The sequence below is a fragment of the Paenibacillus sp. NN59 genome (assembly GCF_057597225.1).
In genome coordinates this window covers 1476539-1497299 of the sequence record NZ_CP199678.1, presented here as the reverse complement: position 1 = coordinate 1497299, position 20761 = coordinate 1476539, and the positions used below count along the sequence as shown (strand labels likewise).

Annotated in this window: 18 protein-coding genes; 1 reads left to right on the top strand and 17 read right to left on the bottom strand. The window is 45.4% G+C overall.

Translation table 11 applies throughout. The annotated features are described in order from the left end of the window. Window positions 1–41 precede the first annotated feature (41 nt). The 15 genes from ACT89M_RS06400 to ACT89M_RS06330 form a co-directional block, all read right to left on the bottom strand. Entirely contained in the window at window positions 42–1043 is a 1002-nt protein-coding gene (locus ACT89M_RS06400) for a polysaccharide pyruvyl transferase family protein (RefSeq protein ID WP_339836393.1), read from the bottom strand. Then, complete coding sequence (locus ACT89M_RS06395) at window positions 1009–2388, bottom strand: lipopolysaccharide biosynthesis protein (protein ID WP_487345074.1); 1380 nt, start codon at window positions 2386–2388, stop codon at window positions 1009–1011. The genes ACT89M_RS06400 and ACT89M_RS06395 overlap by 35 nt, the downstream gene beginning before the upstream one ends. A 5-nt stretch (window positions 2389–2393) precedes the next feature. Next, window positions 2394–3290: a glycosyltransferase gene (locus ACT89M_RS06390; protein ID WP_154890823.1), complete on the bottom strand. Its 897-nt coding sequence runs from the start codon at window positions 3288–3290 to the stop codon at window positions 2394–2396. A 25-nt stretch (window positions 3291–3315) separates the two neighbouring features. Next, window positions 3316–4461, bottom strand: coding sequence for a glycosyltransferase family 4 protein (locus tag ACT89M_RS06385; RefSeq protein ID WP_186811681.1), 1146 nt, complete (start codon window positions 4459–4461; stop codon window positions 3316–3318). Between the two features lie 36 nt (window positions 4462–4497). Further along, window positions 4498–5580, bottom strand: coding sequence for a glycosyltransferase family 4 protein (locus ACT89M_RS06380; RefSeq protein ID WP_167375686.1), 1083 nt, complete (start codon window positions 5578–5580; stop codon window positions 4498–4500). Window position 5581: 1 nt separating this feature from the next. Further along, the gene (locus ACT89M_RS06375) at window positions 5582–6760 is read right to left on the bottom strand and encodes a glycosyltransferase (protein WP_487345073.1); all 1179 of its coding nucleotides are present in this window, start codon (window positions 6758–6760) and stop codon (window positions 5582–5584) included. Continuing rightward, window positions 6757–8070, bottom strand: coding sequence for an O-antigen ligase family protein (locus ACT89M_RS06370; RefSeq protein WP_487345072.1), 1314 nt, complete (start codon window positions 8068–8070; stop codon window positions 6757–6759). The genes ACT89M_RS06375 and ACT89M_RS06370 overlap by 4 nt, the downstream gene beginning before the upstream one ends. 1 nt (window position 8071) lies before the next feature. Continuing rightward, window positions 8072–9295 carry a glycosyltransferase gene (locus ACT89M_RS06365; protein WP_487345071.1) on the bottom strand — a complete coding sequence of 408 codons (1224 nt, stop codon included), beginning with the start codon at window positions 9293–9295 and terminating at the stop codon, window positions 8072–8074. 19 nt (window positions 9296–9314) lie between these two features. Continuing rightward, a complete protein-coding gene (locus ACT89M_RS06360; protein ID WP_221787823.1) occupies window positions 9315–10280 on the bottom strand; it encodes a UDP-glucuronic acid decarboxylase family protein in 966 nt (321 codons plus the stop codon). A gap of 32 nt (window positions 10281–10312) precedes the next feature. Further along, complete coding sequence (locus ACT89M_RS06355; RefSeq protein ID WP_208606761.1) at window positions 10313–10981, bottom strand: sugar transferase; 669 nt, start codon at window positions 10979–10981, stop codon at window positions 10313–10315. Further along, complete coding sequence (gene galU / locus ACT89M_RS06350) at window positions 10978–11886, bottom strand: UTP--glucose-1-phosphate uridylyltransferase GalU (RefSeq protein ID WP_090918282.1); 909 nt, start codon at window positions 11884–11886, stop codon at window positions 10978–10980. Before galU ends, ACT89M_RS06355 begins: the two co-directional genes overlap by 4 nt. A 224-nt stretch (window positions 11887–12110) precedes the next feature. Beyond that, window positions 12111–12791, bottom strand: coding sequence for a CpsD/CapB family tyrosine-protein kinase (locus ACT89M_RS06345; RefSeq protein ID WP_090918284.1), 681 nt, complete (start codon window positions 12789–12791; stop codon window positions 12111–12113). After that, window positions 12772–13524 carry a YveK family protein gene (locus ACT89M_RS06340; RefSeq protein ID WP_090918286.1) on the bottom strand — a complete coding sequence of 251 codons (753 nt, stop codon included), beginning with the start codon at window positions 13522–13524 and terminating at the stop codon, window positions 12772–12774. The genes ACT89M_RS06345 and ACT89M_RS06340 overlap by 20 nt, the downstream gene beginning before the upstream one ends. A gap of 65 nt (window positions 13525–13589) precedes the next feature. Then, window positions 13590–14348: a tyrosine-protein phosphatase gene (locus ACT89M_RS06335; protein WP_154958551.1), complete on the bottom strand. Its 759-nt coding sequence runs from the start codon at window positions 14346–14348 to the stop codon at window positions 13590–13592. 154 nt (window positions 14349–14502) lie between these two features. Further along, a complete protein-coding gene (locus ACT89M_RS06330; RefSeq protein WP_154890816.1) occupies window positions 14503–14940 on the bottom strand; it encodes a hypothetical protein in 438 nt (145 codons plus the stop codon). Between the two features lie 338 nt (window positions 14941–15278). Here ACT89M_RS06330 and ACT89M_RS06325 point away from each other — a divergent pair, with 338 nt between their 5' ends. Continuing rightward, window positions 15279–15647, top strand: a complete 369-nt coding sequence (locus tag ACT89M_RS06325; protein WP_090918292.1) for a helix-turn-helix domain-containing protein — start codon at window positions 15279–15281, stop codon at window positions 15645–15647. A 106-nt stretch (window positions 15648–15753) separates the two neighbouring features. Here ACT89M_RS06325 and ACT89M_RS06320 read toward each other — a convergent pair whose 3' ends face one another. Continuing rightward, a complete protein-coding gene (locus tag ACT89M_RS06320; protein WP_487345070.1) occupies window positions 15754–15900 on the bottom strand; it encodes a hypothetical protein in 147 nt (48 codons plus the stop codon). A 227-nt stretch (window positions 15901–16127) separates the two neighbouring features. After that, on the bottom strand, window positions 16128–20726 hold the full coding sequence (gene gltB, locus ACT89M_RS06315) for a glutamate synthase large subunit (RefSeq protein ID WP_154890815.1): 4599 nt from the start codon (window positions 20724–20726) through the stop codon (window positions 16128–16130). Window positions 20727–20761: the final 35 nt, after the last annotated feature.

The window sequence follows — 20761 nt, the reverse complement described above, 5'->3', positions numbered from 1 at the left end:
TCTATATATTTTTAAGATGATACGGGACAGCTTTTCGTTCGTTATACGGTTGCCGTTGATTCCATATACTTGGTCACGGGTGGAGCACTCGCCTTGGAAGAGGAGTCCATATTGGCTGTGTTCACTTCATGTGTCCATATCCGGTAATATCCCGAATTCTTCCCATAAGAGTTATCAATCAATAGGTTAGGCTTCGCCATCAGACAAGACAGGATGTGACCATGTAATCTGGATGTGTGAATCATGCGATAATCCGCGAAGCAGCGTACCGCCTTATTCACAAGGTAGTCACTATATTTCATCCATATGAATTGGGAGAGGGCTCGCGAAGCAGGTTTCTTCAACCCTTTACTGATATAGTAGATTAGCTTTCGCTCATATTTGTTGTACAAGGTGGGCCAATCCAGGTAATCTCCTTGCTGCTCTGCGGAATTCAGAGATTGTTGAGCTGCTGTCTGTTCGATATCTGTTCTAAAGAAATTCAATCTCTCTTTACGAGAGTTACGTTGGATCTCCATCGGCCATAATTGGTGCGCCATATCGGGAACTAAGTTCACCTTAGAGTTGGAGAAATGATCCGAGGCAATTTGAAACGATATCTCATCGCGAACATAGATATGCAGATCTGTATGCTGAGCAAAAACAGATGCAGTTCTTTGAAGAATAGCTTGATCCTTATAAAATATCGTCTGAGGAAGAATCACGATTCGATGATGCGGGTAATGCTGAACGATACGTTCTCTTAATGATTGATGAGCTTCGTATAAATCACCGAAATTCCCACCACCATGAAGAACAATAATATGATCCTGGGGAATTTCAACTTGGTCATGAAAGTCATGGACGCTGTATCGTTGAGACACATAAATATGATGGTCTTTGAAAAAAGCCTCTGTTCCTTTCATAATAAGCAGATCACCACAATTGCTGTGAACGGGATAATCAATGTAATAGATCTTCGAATGAGGGGGCACAACTTCAAGGATCGATTCAAGCCGTTTTTTCAACTCATCCATGGGATGAATCTTTTGCACGTTTGACATCTCTTCTGGCTCCTTTAAATAGATTTTTTTCTCTCCATTTTTGCTTGAGGAAGACCATATCTTCCTTGTTATATAACATCTTGTGCATCGGCATTTTGAAAATAATCGAAACGGATATTAATGACATCAACATACGGACGAAGGAACCAAGTAACAACGCCAGCCCTAAACCGTATAACCCGAACATGGGCGTAAGCACAAAGAACAACGTAATCGTCACAGCAAGTGCGATAACCTGCCGAAGCACGATAACGCCTGGTCTACCGAGCGCATTAAAAGCCGAAGCCAGAATCCAAGATCCTCCGCCAACGATACACTCCAGAGACAACAGATAGAATACACCGCTGGCCTCCAGAAATTCCGGGCCAAACAACAAGTCAATAAAAAAACGACCAATCAGCATACTCGGTATGATGATGATCGTCATAAGTACCATACTAATGCGGAAAGCTCTGCCAACAAGAGACAACACCTGTTGCTGCTCCATGCCGGCTACCTTTGGAAATATGACATTGGTGATGGCCGTCTGCACAACATTAAACATACGCGATAGGGCAAACACAACCGAATATAACCCGAAATCTTTGGGTGTCAGCAGAGCCAAAATAATAATTTTGTCAAACTGGCTATACAACGTGCCTAGCAACTCTACCCCATATACACGAAGGCCATAGCTGAATAGATGAATCCCCGTTCGAATCTGAGCCACCAGCTTGCTGACGGAACTGAATATTTGCTGACGCATGGCAATCATATAACAGGTCAACACCAGTATAGTGCTGGCAAAACTGATAATTATGGCTCGTTCCACGGTTAATACCTGCGCTACCCACAGTAGTACCAAGCCTGCAAGATTCAATAAGGGAGCCAGCAAACGCGACAGATTATAAATATGGAACTTGTCGGTACCTTGTGCGGCTGCCGCAAGCACACCCATGAACAGCATCACTGGAACCATGGATACGGTATACCACCTTGCAATCGCAATAACAGATTCCGAATATGCTGATAGCCAGATAGGGATACCAAACCAACTGATCACCCCGGCAATGATACTGATCGGAATCTGAACGGCAAAGCTCATGCTGATATAAACAGGGAGTTGCTGGCTGTTTTTTTTGACATTGTAAATTAACGAGGTGGGCAGACCAAATGCGGCCAGACCCGAAATGAATGCAGGCCAGAATAAAACAGCCGCAAGCTCTCCCTTCCCCGTCGCTCCGAACATGCGAGCTGTAATAATGGAAGTTAGCGTAGTCACAGCCATAATGAGAATATTAGCCATACTTGTCATGACAATGGTCTGAATAATGCTTCGCTGCCTTGGTTTTCGGGCAATCGCCATGTTCATCAGGTGTTCAGCCCTCTGCCATTTCGGAAAGATCCCACAATCGTGCCGTTCCGATAAGATATTTTAGCCATCTCACTCATGACTTTCTGCACATTATTGAAAGAGATGACGATTAGTAGAGCTGCTTGCACAATTCTTATCGTGTGTTTGAATACGCCCCATGCACTTTTCTTATACCGTGTGGCATCACTTATACCTTGCCAATACACTCGGCGTAATAGCCAACGTTTGGTTAATCTGCTTTTTGCTATTTTGTGTTCAACAACTGCATATGGACTGTAGAAAACTTTATGTTCTTGGCGGACTCGACTGATTAGCTCACTCTCTTCACTTGACATTAGATTTGTACCAACCCGCCCCAAATCTTCTCTAAATGGCTCTAACTTTTCGAAAATACTCACTCTGAATGCTACATTCGCCCCAAAAGGAATAGAAGGCGCAGGCATCTCAACAACTTTTTCAGAAAAATCCATTAGAGTGTACAAGCTCACAATATCTTGTGGTATCCATTCGGGCCTTCCGCCCTCCCATATAGGAACGATTTTCCCACCCACACAACCAATCCGGGAATCCATATCAAATATCTTAATGACTTCGTTGATCCAAGTAGGACATGCCAATGCATCATCATCCAGAAATAAAATAAACTCACCTTTTGCTTCCTTGATTGCCCGGTTTCTTGCATAAGAAAGGCCTAATTGTGGTTCAAAAATATACCGTACATGCTCCGGCATGTGAGACGAATCAAATAAATCCCTAGTATGATCTGTCGAATGATTATCTATGACCAAAATTTCGTAATCGGCAGGATCGGTATCTCCCTTCAATACACTCTCAACAGCCTGCATAGTGTCTAACGCTCTGTTGTGTGTACAAATGGCTACAGAAGCCCTCATGCTCTCACCCCAATCACATTGATATTTAGGCCAATTGCTTCAACAACTTTCCACGATGCGACCACAAACAATAGTTGACTACCCAGTCGTATCCGTTATCCCCCATCGCTCTGGCTAGCCCATCGTCGGTCATTAATTGTTCGATACGCGCAGCAATCTCCTGATCATTAACCGGGTCTACGAGATAACCGGTGATATTGTCCTTCACGGCGTCGGGAATACCGCCACTGTTGCCTGCAATGACAGGTAATCGATAATAGTTGGCTTCCAGGAATACAATTCCGAACCCTTCCACGTCACCCTTCTCCTTGATATCCCGGCTTGGCATAATGAAGAGATCCGCACATTCATATAATTGCTGAAGCTCATGGTCTGTAGTACGTCCTGTAAATACAACAACAGATTCGAGTCCGTACTGAGTTACCAGTCGTTCGAGTTCTCCCTTATACGGCCCATCTCCGCAGATAACATACTTCAGATCAGGAATATGCGTAACAACCTGACTCACGGCTTTCAGTGTGACATCATGACCTTTGCGTTCCACAAGTCGCGAGACGGTGATCATCACTTTTTTGCCATGCAGACCATACTTATCCCGTAAATCCCCCTGGCTCCCTGTATCCGCGTTAAGCTTGTTCACGTTAAGTCCCGGTGGAATAATGACAATCTGAGACTCCGAAATCCCCAGTTCAACCAGCTTCGACTTCGTATATTGGCTATTGGAAATCACCTTGTCCGCACGCTTCAGAATGAACAACAGCAGTGGGAATAATCGGCTATTAACCATCCCCATCACATCCAGGCCGTGAACATAAGGAAAGTATTTTACTCGAAAAAGGAATTTCATGAATGGACCGGCTAAGCCAACCGGGAATATATTCACAAAATGAATCTCATCTGTTTTTTTGCGCCATTTCAACAAAATCAGTTGCATGACCAGAACAAGCTGCGAGAGAATCAACAGCCATTTATTAGAATCCGAAAAAATACGTTTCCGAATGATTTCAAAATCACTCTTCCGGTCAAACTGCTCGGACTCTGCGGTATTATTTATTTTATTGGTCAGCACCGTTGTCTCTTCTGCTGGAATCTGTGATATCAGCCCGTAGGCATAATCATGAATCCCTCCCTTTTCAGGTGGGAAATCAATCGCAACAAACACTTTGTTCATAGCTTTATCTCCCTCACAACAATACATTTGGCATGCTTACACCGTGCTCATAATAATGTTGACCGTATCCTTGGCACATTTGTTCCAGGAGAAGAAGGCCGAGTGCTCTTTGCCCTGAATGGACATTCGCTGTCCAAGCTCCGGATCAGACATCATCTCTACCAGACGTGAAGCTGCTTCCTGCGGATGATGAGGGTCAAAGTACAGTCCTGCCTCTCCGCATACTTCCGGGATCGAACCACGGGAAGACACGATAACCGGACAACCAAGCGCCATCGCCTCCAGTGGCGGTAAGCCAAACCCTTCGTACAAGGATGGGAAAATAAAACCGGTGGCATGTTCGTAGAGCGCTTTTAACTCCTCATCCGTCACATACCCTACCCAATTCACACCTTCCGAATCATTCACAGCATGATTGCTGAACACCTTACTGTTCTTGGAGCCCACGATGACAACACTCAAATTCTGTGCTTTCACCTGAGGTAAAATCTCCAAGATCAGCTTAAAGTTTTTGTAAGGGTTCATCGTGCTGACAGCCAGTACATACGGGGAGTTAATCCCATATTTCTCAAGTGTGCCTTGAGCCGCCTGCCTGTGATGAATATGATCGATGCCCAGGTGTGTAACGGATACCTTCTGAGCGGCAATTTTGCAGTGTTGAATAAGTTCACCTTTGGAAAAGTTAGACACGGTAATGACCTTTTTCGAAATCTTGCCTAAGCGAACCGTTAAAAACTGATACCATGACCGAAACGCGAAGGAAAATGCCTTCGGATAACTGAATACAGAAGCGTCATGGATCGTCACGACCTGATTGCGTTTGAATGCCGGGCCTGTGTTACACAGGTTAATCAGCAATCCCTTTTTCGCGTAAAATGGTAACTCCAGCTGTTCCCACACATGTCCCTTCAGTCTGCCAACAATCCGGTGCCGAATATGTTTCAGTTCAAGATGAGTAACCACATTCGCGGGTGAGAGCAGGCAAAACTCTACTTTCGTACCGTCTACTTCTCCAGCGTCAATCAAATTATCGATTTCCTTCACGAGTTCAATGGCATATCGCTGAACCCCGGTAACGGTCTGTGTAAGGAAACGGGCATTGATATAGATTGTATTCATGTTAATCTCCATTTCTCTTTGAAATTTCCAAACGGGAAGCCTGCCCGGCGGTTTGGAAGCTAACTTCTACATTTCTCGCTTCATAATAGAGACTCACGAACTCCTCATTCATTCGATCCGAGCTAAACTTCTCTTTATACACCTGATGTCCCGCTTCACCCATAGTTGCCAACGTTTCTTTATCAAGTTGCATTAGAATCTCTCTCAACCCTTCGAGTCGTTCAAGTTCAAAGATGTAGCCATTCTCCCCATGCGTCACCAGCTCTGGCAACGAGGCCCGATTGCTAGCGATGACGGGTTTGTGATTTTTCATTGCTTCCAGCGCGACCAAGGGTAACCCTTCCCACCTGGAAGGCATAATGATCGCATCACACTGCTCGTAATAGTGATCAATCTCTGCATTATTGACCCACCCTAACCGGATCATATTGTCGGTAAAGGTCCATTCATTTTTTTCCAATACGCTGTCTCCAATGATGTATAACTGAATACGCTGCTGCAGCTCGGGATACTGCCTGAATGCATCCAGCAGCAGATCCAGTCCTTTCTGCCGATCGTATCTGCCCACAAACAAGAGCCGAATCATGCTGTCATCCTCTTGCTCCTGATCTTTTTGCACAATTACTTGCGGCTGCTCTTCATGATTTTGAGGCTTGTGAGACTTGCGGTCACGCAGGCCACTATAAACGAATCGGGATTTGGCTGGAGACATGCCCATGCGAATCGATTGCTGCATCTCATATTTTGAAATGTTCACGATATAGTCTGTTTTGAATTCAAGTATTTTCTCGATCATGAAATAAGCCTTTTTATGCAGGGGTTTGGTATCCATCAAAAAAGACCAGCCATGTGAGCAGTAAAAGATACTCGCTTTGCGTGGTGTAAAAAAAAATAAGCCCCTTGCGAGCATACCCGCAAATGAGCTGTGTACATGAATAATATCCGGCTCGATCCGCCGAATAGCTTGGTGAATCTGTCTCATTGCTGAGAAAAAGTGTTTCGGGTGGCGTTTGTAACTGTAACGAAAGATATGCTCTGGCTCCAGATCAAAATCCTTTGCCGAGTTATAATCACTCATCAATACATAAACCTCAAACCGGTTACGCTGGTAGGACACCAGCTCGTTTAAATACGTGGCAATACCGCCCACCACATATTCTCCGATGTGCAAAACCTTCATTTTCGCTCACCCGCTTTATATGGTATATCACCTGCATTACGATGCTGATACAGAGCTATGCCTATGAACATCCAGAAAAAAACGTTCGCAGGAAACAACTCAAGAACGTTGGTCGTCATACTTGCCGCAGCCACTCCTGCGCCGAGGGCTATAGCCACCTGAGGAAGTCTGGAACCTGCCGAGTAAGGTGAGGCATTCATTCGTCTAACCAGTGTGATCAACAACCACATGAATAACATCAATAAATAGGCAAGACCGATCCAACCTGTCTGTTCGTACAAGGAAAAGTACTGGTTATCCACTGCAAAATTACTGGAGTTCAGACCCATCATATGTGTGCGCCGGCTGGCAGCACCAACCGAACCAATTCCGTTGCCGATCATGCCATTCATGGTGAATGGCGAGGTTAGGCTGCTTCCCCATATCTGTAATCGATCAAGCAGGGATGAACTGGAGAGCAGATTTTTGGACTGCAGGAACCTGCCTCCGAAAAACACAATTGCAGGCAGTGTCAGAAAAACAACCGCCAGAACTAACATATTCTTTTTGCTGTACTTGCGAATCTGAATTAAAAAAAGAACCACCTGATATACAAACCAGAGCAATAAAGCCGATCGAATCGTAGATAAAAGCAAAAAGCCGATCGTCAGCAACTGGATCATCAGGCGAAAGCTACGGTGCTTCACTGCCAGCTTGGTTTGTTCTGCAATGATGCCTGTCATTAACAGTGCATACGCATAACCATCCGGCGAGTACGTAATGGAGGATAAACGCGGCACACCCTCAAGATAGTTTTTGATGTTTACGCCGTATACGAATCCCATAGTGATTAACTTTTCTATACCCAGCGCATATTGGGCGCACCATCCTGCAATGAGCATAATAAAAATAACCAGATTGGTTCTGGCAAATGCGTACATTCCACCCTGCTCGGCCATAAACATGCCTGCAAATAGCATCACCAGTGGTAAAAGCGTAATTTTGATTCCATAGACTAACGTGACCACGCTGGAACCAACAAGTACATTTAACGATCCGAGCACGATGAGGGAGGCCAGTATAAACAGGAATAGATTCAGAAAATGAATCTGCTGGCGATATACCCGAGCAAGTGTGTATACCGCAAGTAGCAACATGCCTGCGTCCTTTAACGAACGAATCACAATATTATCGACATAGATCGAAATCAGACCATAAATGGACAGATAGAGCAGTAAGAAATGAATCAACATCATGATGACTGAGGAAGGCGCATCAGACCTCGCTTGAACTAATGATGGCGATTTGACGTTCAGAGAAGTCATGTACATCTTAGCCTTCACCTCCAATTAACTTCTCGTAGATGATCGCATGTCTGGTGAGAAGATAATCTTCATTAAAGGATAAGCTGTGTTCGCAGCATTGTAGCATTAATTCATTTTTCTCCGCTTCAGATAAGGCGTAATAATGGAGGATTGCGTCACGGATCGCATCCGCACGATGGGCGGTGAAAGAGAAGGTATCCGCATCCAGCAAAATCTCGGGCATGCCCCCAACCTTGGAAGCGTAAACTGGCGTACCTGCTTGATACGATTCGATGACCACTCTGCCAAAAGGTTCATCCCAGGTGGACGGTACAATCGTGAGATCCATCTTTTTCATCTGGGAAGTGATCTCCTTTTTATCGATTTTGCCCACGAACACGATCTGGGGATCAGCCCCTGCAAGTTCTTGTAATGTCTGAAGCAGAGGGCCATCCCCATGGATGAACAGCTTCCCCACAATCTGCTGATCGAGCTTTTGCACTGCTTCAATCAGATACTGAACTCCTTTGACCTCGGTTAGTTGTCCAAAATATCCAACGTGCAGGGGTTGCTCATGACGAACCGTTTTCCCCGCATTAACATGCTGAACCTGATTATCACGCTCAACAATGTTATGAATGACATGTTTGGACGCGTGCGCGAAAAACCCCAGTTCGGTATGCTTGTTAAGCACATGTTCGGATATGCCAATAACGGAAGAAACTCTGCGGCTGTAGTGTTTGGAAATCTGTCTGTAGAACCTGGAATATGCCGAGATCGCGATGGGTTCAATTAACGAAAAATCGCGCAGGGTATGCACAACCGGGATGTTCAGTTCAAACGCCGCTTTCCAGATCGCAAGGCTTAGTCCCGGTATATTCTGAGTGTGGATCAGAGCAGGACGTTTCATCATCAGATATTGTTTAATATGCTGGTACTGCTTCACATTAAAAATATCCTGGATACGCCATAACACTTTGTCAGAAGTGCTGGCCTGCCTTGCTGTATCACCGATCCAGTACCGATTATTAAATGGTAGCCGCGAGATTTCAATCCCGTTCACTGTATCCGTCTGCACCCCGCCCTCCTTGTGTCCACCAACTGTAATGACTTTAACGTCATAACTGGACTCCAGCGTCTGGGCCAAAATCTGTGTCGATATCTCGGCTCCCCCAATAATATGGGGTGGATATAAACTGTGAGCAATCAATATAGTTTGCATGGTTCTCAACTCGCTTTTATTCAGCTTCATTGTTATCAGTTCAGTGTGATCAAGTTTCCTGTACCTGCAGCATCGATCGATAGTGCTCTATCGTGCGTTTCAATCCCTCTTCCAGACCAATCTCCGGCTCCCAGTTTAATATTTCGCGAGCTTTATCAATCACTGGACGTCTAACCTTCGGATCATCTTCAGGTAAAGGCAAGAATACAACCTTACTGTCCGATTGTGTGAGCTGTTTCACCAAATGAGCGACCTCAAGAATCGTGTATTCCGTAGGGTTTCCGATATTGATAATCTCTCCATCAGCCCGATCTTCCGCCATGAAAGCTTGTAATCCCCGAATGTTATCATCCACATAACAGAAGGATCGGGTCTGTGAACCATCTCCATACACTGTAATATCTTGACCCGTCAGTGCCTGCGTTACAAAATTAGATATCACCCTGCCGTCATCATTGCGAAGCCCGGAAGAATACGTGTTGAAAATACGCGCAACTTTCACGGAAACTCGTTGTTTTGTGTAGTATTCATAACAAAAAACTTCGCCTAACCGTTTGGCTTCATCATAGCAAGCTCGTGGCCCCCACGTATTTACATTGCCTCGATAACTCTCCGGCTGCGGATGAATCTCGGGATCGCCATAGGCTTCACTTGTACTGGAATACAGAAACTTGGCTCCTTTGACCCGAGCCAGTTCCAGCATATGATAGGTTCCTCGCGTGTTCACCCAGATCGTGCCAATCGCATCTGCTTGATAGAATTTAGGTGAAGCAGGCGAAGCCAGATGATAGACTTCGTGCACCTGCTGATCAACGAAAATATCCATTGTATCGGGACGTGTAACATCTGCTTCATGGAATACAAAGTTAGGGTTCTCCATAACCCCTGCCAGATTGCGAATCACACCTGTTGAAAGATTATCGATCCCTGTAACCCGATGGCCCTGGCCGATCAAAGATTGCACGAGATGAGAGCCCAGAAATCCGGCAGCACCTGTCACTACAATATGTTTCATTACATCACACTCCAAATCATGATCCAAAATGGTCAAAAGGTGTTGCTTTTAATCATTACACCGATAGTTTTAAAAATGATCGTAATGTCCATTTTCATGGATACATTCGAGATATAGTGGAAGTCATACTGGAGATTATGGTGAATAGGCTCCTTCCGAGCCTCGCTCACCTGCCACAATCCCGTAATTCCCGGTTTCACCAGAAAACGCCTGCGTTCCAGATCGGTATAACATTCCTCCACAATACGTTTCATCTCAGGTCTTGGGCCGATAAAACTCATATCGCCTTTGATAATATTGAGCAGCTGCGGCAGTTCATCGAGACTCGTCTTGCGCAGAATTCTGCCTAGTCGTGTAATCCTCGGATCATGGCTGGTCGTTGGCGAAAGGCCATATTTCGGTGCGTCTGTACGCATCGTTCTGAATTTATAAATGTTAAATTTGACTCCATTCTTCCCGTACCGCTCCTGCTTGAAGATCACAGGCCCTTTGGAATCCAGTTTAATCAAAATAGCCGAAAGCAGCATGACCGGTAATGTGATGAGCAGTAACAGAATAGCGATAACAAAATCGGCCAATGGCTTCATCACATCCGTATACCCGCCAACACGTTGTGAGTATGGCTGCTCAAGTACAGCGGCATTCCCCTCTTTAACCAAGGTTTCCCCACTCCCAAAGTATTCCGGTCCTGATAGCTTCACAGACTATCCCCTCCAGCTACAAGGATTTGATTCATCTGTTCCTTCATTAGAATCTCTTCAATCGCCATCAGCACCGGTGCACGCAACTCTTTATTTTTGAGTGCAAAATCGAGTGTCGTGAGAATATAGCCCAGCTTCTCCCCTACATCAAACCGGGAGCCTTCAAAGTCATAGGCGCTAATTCCTTCATCATCATTCAACTTTTGCAACGCATCTGTAAGCTGAATTTCCCCTCCTGCACCGACATTTTGCTCTTCCAGATACTCAAAAATTTTCGGAGTCAAAATGTATCGTCCCATGATGGCCAGGTTAGACGGAGCCGAACCTAGTGGAGGCTTTTCAACCATACTCTTAACAGAAGATAAACGTCCTTCTGTGTGCAACGGATCAATAATCCCATAGCGGGATGTTTCACTCGGACTTACCGTTTTCACGCCAAGCACCGACTGCTCTACCTTTTCATACTGCTGGATGAGCTGTTTCAGGCACGGCACTTCCGACACGACGATATCATCGCCAAGCAACACGGCAAAGGGTTCATTGCCTATGAAATTCCGGGCGCACCAGACCGCATGCCCAAGTCCAAGGGCTTCCTTCTGTCTTATGTAATGGATATCCACGTTGGAGGACTTCCGGACTTCTTCCAGTAAACTGAGTTTCCCTTTCTCAAGGAGGTTATGCTCCAGTTCAAACGCACTGTCAAAATGATCTTCAATCGCACGTTTTCCTTTTCCCGTCACGATGATAATATCTTCGATCCCGGAAGCAACCGCCTCTTCAACGATGTACTGGATAGTCGGTTTATCCACAATAGGGAGCATTTCTTTAGGCATTGCCTTTGTAGCAGGTAAAAAACGGGTTCCCAATCCAGCAGCAGGGATAATTGCTTTTCTCACCTTTGTCATAGATATCACCCTATCCATTTAGTTTTTTTATTTAACTCAAAACCATGAAAACATGAAACATATCATTCATAAATAGGGCATTGAACCCCTCCTCACATCACACCCCTGACGATACACGTCTAAGGTACACTACCCACAGTGTGACCGAGTGCCTACCTTGATAGAGGTATAGTAGACATGACCTTTGAAAATGATTTGAAAATGAAACTCCATTGTCTTGCCTGTTATTTTTCCCCGTAACTGTTATTGCGGCTTTTCGGAACCTGCACATTGTTCAGCACAGCGCCCAGAATACGTGCATTCACATGTTCAAGATGAGCCTTCGCCTTTTTGACCAGATCCTTTTTCACCTTGCCTGCATTCACCACAAGAATGACACCATCACACAATGAACTGATAATCAATGCATCTGTCACGGTTAGAACCGGCGGTGTATCGAAGAGAATAACGTCATACTCTTCCTTCAAGCCTTCAAGGAGTGCTGTCATCTTACGTGATCCGATCATCTCCGAAGGATTAGGGGGAATCGGCCCGGAAGATAAGACATGAAGACCTTCCACCCCCGTTTCCCGAAGCACTTCCGTCACTTTGTATTGACTCGATAACACACTGGTTAGGCCTACATGGTTGGGCACATTAAACATCAGATGTACTGCCGGTTTACGGAGATCCGTATCCATTACCAGAACCTTTTTCCCTTCCTGCGCATAGGTGACTGCCAGATTGCCAATCGTCGTAGTTTTCCCTTCCCCTGAGGATGCCGAGGCAATCATGATCGTTTGAATCTGACTGTCTATGGATGAAAACTGAATATTGGTTCGTAGCTTTCGATAAGCTTCTGATGAAGTGGATCTGGGATTAGCCATCGTTACCAGGCCTACTCGTTCATTGGTTAATCGTGACATACTGTCCATCACCTACCTGTTTTTGAGATATGGATGACTGTTTTGACATACGGCTCTCTTCTTTTCTTATCTTGGAGATGACAGCAAGTGCAGGGAGATTTAATTCTTTCTCCAATTCATCTTCCGTTTTCAAGGTGTCATCCAAATATTCCAGCAGGAATATAAACCCTACTGCCAGTAGTAGGCCAACAATAAAGCTGATCAAAATATTGATGATGGGGTTGACGTTAATAGGATTGGAGGAATCCGTAGGTTTCGCTTCACTTAGGATCGTGACATTGTCTACTTTCATAATTACGGGGATTTGAGATTTAAACACTTTCGCAACTGCGTTTACGGTTTTTGCGGCTTTTTCGGATGATAATCCCGTAGCCGTTAGACTCATAACCTGGGACTCATTGGCGGTGGAAACTCGGATGTTCTGCCCTATTTGATTACCAGTCATACCAAGATCGGGGTATGTAGATGCCACTTTATCGAGGATTGCAGAAGATTTAATAATCTCCATATAAGAGTTGATCACTTTGATGTTTGTCTGAATAGTTCCAATATCCAAACTTGGAACACCTTGGGCATTATATGCCTGGTTGACGATTAATTTGGCGCCTGCTTCATAGATCGGTACAGTAAAAAAGTAGTTTTTGACACCTGCACCAATACAAGCCACAGCTACGAAGGCAACAATAATCCAGATGCGTTTACGTAAAATGTGTAAATACTCTTTGAGTTCCATTCGATTTTCCTCCCATTTAAGTCAGCCATATTAAGTGACTATGTATTTGGTACATCAGTAGCTGCTCACCAGAATAAAAAGCTGCGCTTTTTCTTGGCTGGTAATACAGCTGAAATACGTTGATTATTCCATATGGATTGTGCATTATCTTGAAAATGTTGAATGCAGCAACGTCCCAAACGTCTTTCGAGCAACGGATATACGACATCCAATTTAAATGTTCGATGTTTCGTATCGTGTGCATCTGATGAAATGAAATGAAACCCGTTTTCTTTGCAAAAATGAAAACACCACTTCTGAACTTTTCGCCCGAAAAGCCCAGTGAATGATTCCGCCGTAAGCTGGCATAGTCCACCTTGAAACAAGTAGTCGGACAACAGCAATGGCTTTTTCAAAATGACAAGGTTGCGTTCCGGATGAGCGATAATAGGGGTAATTCCCGCGATTCGCAGTTCGTGCAATATTCCGGGGAACTGTGAGGGAATATGACCAAAGGGCAACTCCAGCAACATATAACGACTACCGGCAAGTGTGCAGCACTTTCCTGCATACAAGTCTTCAATCAGCCTATCATGCACTCTGATCTCCTGACCGGGATCAATCTGCAAACGAATATTTCGTTTGGCAAGCTCGGCACGAAACATATGAACAGCCTGATTGACTACCTTTGGTTCATTGTTGTAATGTCCGTTCAGGTGATGCGGAGTTGCAATAATGGAGGTAATTCCTGAAGCTACTGCCTTCTCAGCCATCGCAACGGACTGCTCCATTTGAACAGGACCATCATCCAGACCGAATAGAATGTGGCAGTGCATTTCAACCATATCCAAACTTCCTGAAATAGTATGCTCCCCCTTGCCCCTTTATTCATTGCGCAAATGCTTTTGGTGTTAAAGAACTAATGCATAACGCTACGAAATATAGTAAAATGGCGTTAAGTACATGCTTGTTCAGAAATTGTTCAGAGTCCACCTCATCCTATATGATAAAATCAATGTAACGATAAGGCTTCAGCTGAGGAGATGGATCTGTTGCATTCCCATATGTAGAACGGGGAACCGCCTCAAATTCAACTTCGGTAAGCATTCTGTTTAACTGTCCAGTTATATATAGTGTTTGGTCTTTCTGAATATGCAAGTTTGAATGATACAATATCAGTTCTCCAAAAGGCTGTTTCCATTGCAGCTTGGCATGAAGCCTGACGCATATACGGCTGTCTTCTACATCTAAACCTAGTACCATTTCTGATATTACGGGTAAGTTCAGGTCGCTCAGGAAAGTGATTGCTTGTGTATCCATACCAAGTAACAGGACAGGTCGTCTTTTGCGGTCTACCATTTTCCCATGAAATTCCTGAATGTACATATGGACATTTGGTTTCAGATCGGCCCATTCCTGAAGAATTTTTGAATTCATGATTTCATTCCTTTAGAATGGATTGGCCAGCATGGACGAGAACGTTACTTTTGACAGGTATAACGCTCAAACCATGAGGAAATACTTAAACTACTAACTATGATACATTTTGTAACTCCATACGTTCAATTTACGATACAATACGTATCATGTCAAGCGGTATTTGGACATGGTTCTTTTGATTTACGACAATATGAGCTGTCCTTAGACAGACCTATTTAATAAGTGGTATATGAGACGAATGAGGCGTAGTACATTTGCAGGAAAGTTTACCCTGATCAAAAACTTGGCTCAGGATTGTTTCAATATATATGATGGTGTTCAGGGGGAAATAGCTTATGAGCTACGGAAATCGCATTGCTGAATTACGAGAACAGCGGGGACTTACTCAAGAAGAACTTGCGAACTCCATTCATATTACGAGAGCAGCTCTTTCCCACTACGAGAAAAACCGGCGCAAACCGGATTTCGAGGTGTTAACGCGGCTTGCTGACATTTTCGATGTGTCCATTGATTATTTGATTGGACGTACGAAGCAAAGTGATGTGGTTATGGATGAAGACGTGCGTGAATTCGTGGATGCGCTTGAATTGTCAGATAAGGAAGTGTTAGAGCGCTTTGATCTGATGATTGATGGTAAACCTTTAACAGAGGAAGAAGCTCGTCGTTTTATCGCTTTTGTACGAATGGAACGCAGTATGGATTAATTATGCTACACCCGAAAAGAAAACCCAGTTTCCGAGTACTTCCTGCTCCGGTTTCTGGGCCTTTTTGTGCATCATGATTTCCCTCCATTCCTTGGTGTGCAACGGCTCATGTACACTTGCTCTCGGAGGATACGAAATGTTTCAAACGCTCCGGGTCGATTCCACATTGCAGTAAAACTTTCATGATGTCCACTCGGGTTGCTTCGACTTTGTTACTTGTCGGCTTAGAATCGCCCATGTTTGGATGCTTCATCTTCATTCCGCTAACCTCTCTTATCTTTATACTTTCTCTGCACGCCAAAAACTAAACCTAATTATACTTTAGAACGTTCCTTGATGTTGTCGTCTCATGGCGATAACGTTTTTTGAGCGGGTTCTAATTTTGTCGAAAGCAAAAAGGAGCCTTATAACGCCGTTCTGGCGGCTATAAGACTCCTTTTGTTTTAAATCTTTTCTTTTATTAGGAAAATAAACGAAACATTACCCTCCGGTGCGCGCAAGCTCACGCATATTTGCCTCAAATGCGGCCAGCAAAGCGGCTTCACCTGTCAGACCTGTTGCCTGTACACGCTCGATCTGTTCCGTCATACGTTTGAAGTCCTTCGGAATGACACGAACAAATTGATTCAGGGAATCCTGCCATGTATCCAGGATACGCTGACCTGCATCACTTCCAGTGAGTGCTACGTGCCGTTGAATCATGCCACGTAGATCTGCACTTTCGGCAGTATCTTCTACACGCTCCAAAAGAACCATTTCCAGATTGCAGCGTTGCAGGAATGTGCCTTTTGGATCATACACGTAAGCAATACCTCCGGACATCCCTGCTGCAAAGTTACGACCTGTATCGCCGAGTACTACGACACGCCCGCCTGTCATGTATTCACAGCCATGATCGCCTACACCTTCAACAACAACTTTAGCTCCGGAGTTACGTACAGCGAAACGTTCACCAGCAATACCGCGGATATACGCTTCCCCACTAGTCGCCCCATATAAAGCAGTGTTTCCGATAATGATGTTATTCTCCGCTTCAAATGTCGCTTTTGGTGAAGGCATAACGATCAGCTTGCCTCCCGACAATCCTTTACCCACGTAGTCGTTGGAGTCTCCTTCAACCGTGAGTGTCATACCTTTTGGTACAAAAGCACCAAAGCTTTGTCCAGCGGAGCCGACAAATTTAAATTTAACCGTATCCTCAGGCAAACCAGCAAGACCATACTTACGTGTAATCTCACTACCCAGGATGGTACCCACTGCACGGTTCACGTTGGTGATTGGCAGAACCGCTTCTACAGGTTGACCGGATTCAATAGCTGGCTGTGCGAGTGGCACGAGTTGTTGCATATCCAGCGTTTCTTCCAGTTGGTGATTCTGATGCTGTGTACGGTAACGTGCAGCGCCTTCTGGCAGTTCAGGCACATGTAGCAATACTGACAGATCCACACCTTTTTTCTTCCAGTGATCCACAGCTTCTACCGTTTCGAGGCAATCTGTACGTCCAACCATTTCCTGAATGGTACGGAATCCAAGATCAGCCATAATCTCACGCATGTCTTCAGCAACGAAACGCATAAAGTTTACGACATGTTCAGGGTCTCCCATGTAGTTTTTACGCAGTTCCGGATTTTGTGTTGCCACACCAACTGGACAAGTATCCATTTGGCAGACACGCATCATGATACAGCCCAGTGCAACGAGTGGTGCAGTAGAGAAACCATATTCTTCCGCTCCAAGCAACGCTGCAATCGCCAGGTCACGCCCGTTCAGCATTTTACCATCCGTTTCAAGAACAACACGATCACGCAGATTGTTCAGCATCAACGTTTGATGTGTCTCTGCAAGTCCAAGCTCCCACGGCATACCGGCATGACGGATGGAACCTTGAGGAGATGCCCCTGTACCGCCGTCGTAACCGCTGACCAGGATAATGTCCGCACGACCTTTAGCTACACCTGCAGCAATCGTTCCGACACCCACTTCAGATACCAGCTTCACGTTAATTTCGGCACGCGGATTAGCATTTTTCAAGTCATAGATCAACTCAGCCAAGTCCTCAATCGAATAGATATCGTGATGCGGCGGCGGTGAGATCAGACCTACACCTGGTGTAGAACCACGAACTTCTGCTACCCAAGGATATACCTTACGACCTGGCAGCTGTCCGCCTTCACCTGGTTTAGCCCCTTGTGCCATTTTGATCTGAATCTCGTCAGCATTGACCAGATAGTTGGAAGTTACACCAAAACGTCCGGATGCAACTTGTTTGATCGCACTGCGACGGGAATCCCCATTGCTGTCTTTCACGAAACGAGCTGGATCTTCTCCGCCTTCACCTGTGTTGGATTTACCGCCTACACGGTTCATGGCGATTGCCAAATCTTCGTGAGCTTCTTTACTGATCGAACCGAAGGACATTGCACCCGTTTTGAAACGACGCATGATGTTTTCCACCGATTCCACTTCTTCGAGCGGAATGGATGCTCCGACCGGTTTCAGCTTAAGCATAGAGCGAATCGTAAGCAATTGATCATTCTCACCCTGTACGAGTTTGGAATACTTTTTGTACAGCTTGTAGTCGCCCGTACGTACAGCGTGTTGCAACGTATGAATCGTTTGCGGGTTGAACAAATGCTCTTCCCCGTCATTACGCCATTGGTATTCACCGCCGGAATCCAGCACTTTATCATTGCCGTCTTTATCCGTGAAGGCACGGTTGTGATGTGTCAGCGCCTCTGCTGCTACTTCCTCCAGACCGATACCACCGATTCGTGAAGGTGTCCAAGTGAAGTAACGGTCAACGAAATCTGATTTCAGACCAACGGCTTCAAAAATTTGAGCACCGCGATACGATTGGATCGTGGATATTCCCATTTTGGACAATATTTTAATAACGCCTTTTGTTGCGGCTTTAATGTAGTTTTTAACGGCTTTCTCATGGGAAATACCGCGCAGCAAACCTTGCTGAATCATATCATCCAGTGTTTCAAATGCCAGATAAGGGTTAACCGCACTTACGCCATAACCCAAAAGCAATGCGTAGTGGTGAATGTCACGTGGTTCTCCCGATTCGAGCAAAATGCTGACTTTCGTTCTTGTACCCTGACGAATCAGATGGTGATGCAGACCTGCTACAGCCAGCAATGCCGGGATTGCTGCATTCTCGGCATCCACACCGCGGTCAGACAAGATCAGAATATTATGTCCTTTGTCGATGACACGGTCTGCCGCTTCAAAGAGCAAGTCCATTGCTTTACGCAACCCTTCCGCTCCCTCTGCAGCGGTGAAGAAGATCGGGATTGTCATGGAACGGAAGCCCGGACGACGAACGTGGCGGATCTTCGCAAAGTCTTCATTAGACAATACCGGTGTATCCAGACGAATCTGGCGACAGCTCTCCGGTTCAGGGTTAAGCAGGTTACGCTCCGGACCAATCGTTGTCGCTGTAGAGGTAACGATCTCTTCACGAATCGCGTCAATCGGCGGATTGGTTACCTGTGCAAACATCTGTTTAAAGTAGTTATACAGGCGTTGCGGACGATCTGACAGAACAGCCAGAGGTGCATCATAACCCATGGAACCTGTGGCTTCCATTCCTGTGGATGCCATTGGCTCCAGCACTTTGCGCAGTTCTTCAAATGTATATCCGTAAGCCAGTTGAAGTTGCGTAACATTGTCATGTTTAGGGTCTGGAAGCTCCGGTGCTTCCGGCAATTCGTTCAGATCCATCAAGTGCTCTTCAAGCCAATCCTCATAAGGATTCTCTGCAGCAATGAGTGCTTTGACTTCTTCATCAGAGATAATACGGCCCTCTTGAGTATCTACGAGCAACATCCGTCCTGGACGCAGACGATCTTTGTACAGAATGTCTTCCGGTGCGATATCCAGAACACCGACTTCGGAAGAAAGAATGATTCGGTCATCCTTCGTTACATAATAACGAGCAGGTCGCAAACCGTTACGGTCAAGCGTAGCACCGATCTGTAAACCGTCTGTAAATGCCATAGCCGCAGGGCCATCCCATGGCTCCATCATCGTGCTGTGGTATTCATAGAATGCCTTTTTCGCAGGGTCCATCCCTTCATCAGTGCTCCATGGCTCAGGAACCATCATCATCGCCACGTGTGGCAGGGAGCGTCCGCTTAGGTACAGGAATTCCAGCGTGTTGTCAAACATCGCTGTATCTGAACCGTCCGGATTAATAACCGGTTTTACTTTCGCAATATCGTCGCCGAACAGTTCGCTTTCGAACAAGGACTGACGTGCATGCATCCAGTTCACATTACCTCGCATCGTGTTGATCTCACCGTTGTGGATCATGAAACGATACGGGTGAGCACGCTCCCAGCTCGGGAAGGTGTTCGTACTGAAACGGGAGTGTACGAGTGCAATCGCTGACTCAACCAGTTCTTCCTGCAAATCCAGATAGAACTTGCCGACCTGCTCGGTTGTCAACATGCCTTTGTAGACCACTTTACGGCATGACAAACTCGGCAAGTAGAATGACTCTCCTTCCGCCTCGTCTGCTGAATAACGAATGGCCAGTTCAGCACGTCTGCGAATGACATACAATTTGCGTTCAAATGCAAGCTCATCCTTCACTTCATCCGATCTTCCGATAAATACCTGACGTACATAAGGCTTCGCTGCCAATGCAGAACGGCCCAGCATCTCATCATACGTAGGTACATCCCGGAAGCCCAGGAAGGTCTGTCCTTCTTCTTCAATAATCTTCTTCAGGCTCTCTTCATGTGCAGTACGGACTGCCGGATCATGAGACAGGAACAACATGCCCACGCCATAGAATCCCTGTTCAGGCAATGCAAAACCGAGTCGATCTGCTTCCTTTGCAAAATAACGATGTGGAATCTGAATCAGGATGCCTGCTCCGTCACCGGAATTCGGTTCACTTCCCTGACCCCCACGGTGCTCCATATTACTGAGCATGGTCAGTGCTTGACTAACGATATCGTGTGAAGGTACTCCTTTGATGTTGGCAACAAAACCCATACCACATGCATCTTTTTCGAATTGTGGGTCATACAGACCTTGTTTTGGAGGTAATCCGATGTGTCTCATGGAACGCAACCTTTCTATAATGAAGTATTTCGGAA

What these genes read in the sequence shown, in the direction of transcription:
- ACT89M_RS06400 (WP_339836393.1), bottom strand. Translation starts at nt 1,043, where the DNA reads ATGTCAAACGTGCAAAAGATTCATCCCATGGATGAGTTGAAAAAACGG.
- ACT89M_RS06395 (WP_487345074.1), bottom strand. Translation starts at nt 2,388, where the DNA reads ATGGCGATTGCCCGAAAACCAAGGCAGCGAAGCATTATTCAGACCATT.
- ACT89M_RS06390 (WP_154890823.1), bottom strand. Translation starts at nt 3,290, where the DNA reads ATGAGGGCTTCTGTAGCCATTTGTACACACAACAGAGCGTTAGACACT.
- ACT89M_RS06385 (WP_186811681.1), bottom strand. Translation starts at nt 4,461, where the DNA reads ATGAACAAAGTGTTTGTTGCGATTGATTTCCCACCTGAAAAGGGAGGG.
- ACT89M_RS06380 (WP_167375686.1), bottom strand. Translation starts at nt 5,580, where the DNA reads ATGAATACAATCTATATCAATGCCCGTTTCCTTACACAGACCGTTACC.
- ACT89M_RS06375 (WP_487345073.1), bottom strand. Translation starts at nt 6,760, where the DNA reads ATGAAGGTTTTGCACATCGGAGAATATGTGGTGGGCGGTATTGCCACG.
- ACT89M_RS06370 (WP_487345072.1), bottom strand. Translation starts at nt 8,070, where the DNA reads ATGTACATGACTTCTCTGAACGTCAAATCGCCATCATTAGTTCAAGCG.
- ACT89M_RS06365 (WP_487345071.1), bottom strand. Translation starts at nt 9,295, where the DNA reads ATGAAGCTGAATAAAAGCGAGTTGAGAACCATGCAAACTATATTGATT.
- ACT89M_RS06360 (WP_221787823.1), bottom strand. Translation starts at nt 10,280, where the DNA reads ATGAAACATATTGTAGTGACAGGTGCTGCCGGATTTCTGGGCTCTCAT.
- galU (WP_090918282.1), bottom strand. Translation starts at nt 11,886, where the DNA reads ATGACAAAGGTGAGAAAAGCAATTATCCCTGCTGCTGGATTGGGAACC.
- ACT89M_RS06345 (WP_090918284.1), bottom strand. Translation starts at nt 12,791, where the DNA reads ATGTCACGATTAACCAATGAACGAGTAGGCCTGGTAACGATGGCTAAT.
- ACT89M_RS06340 (WP_090918286.1), bottom strand. Translation starts at nt 13,524, where the DNA reads ATGGAACTCAAAGAGTATTTACACATTTTACGTAAACGCATCTGGATT.
- ACT89M_RS06335 (WP_154958551.1), bottom strand. Translation starts at nt 14,348, where the DNA reads ATGGTTGAAATGCACTGCCACATTCTATTCGGTCTGGATGATGGTCCT.
- ACT89M_RS06330 (WP_154890816.1), bottom strand. Translation starts at nt 14,940, where the DNA reads ATGAATTCAAAAATTCTTCAGGAATGGGCCGATCTGAAACCAAATGTC.
- ACT89M_RS06325 (WP_090918292.1), top strand. Translation starts at nt 15,279, where the DNA reads ATGAGCTACGGAAATCGCATTGCTGAATTACGAGAACAGCGGGGACTT.
- ACT89M_RS06320 (WP_487345070.1), bottom strand. Translation starts at nt 15,900, where the DNA reads ATGAAGCATCCAAACATGGGCGATTCTAAGCCGACAAGTAACAAAGTC.
- gltB (WP_154890815.1), bottom strand. Translation starts at nt 20,726, where the DNA reads ATGAGACACATCGGATTACCTCCAAAACAAGGTCTGTATGACCCACAA.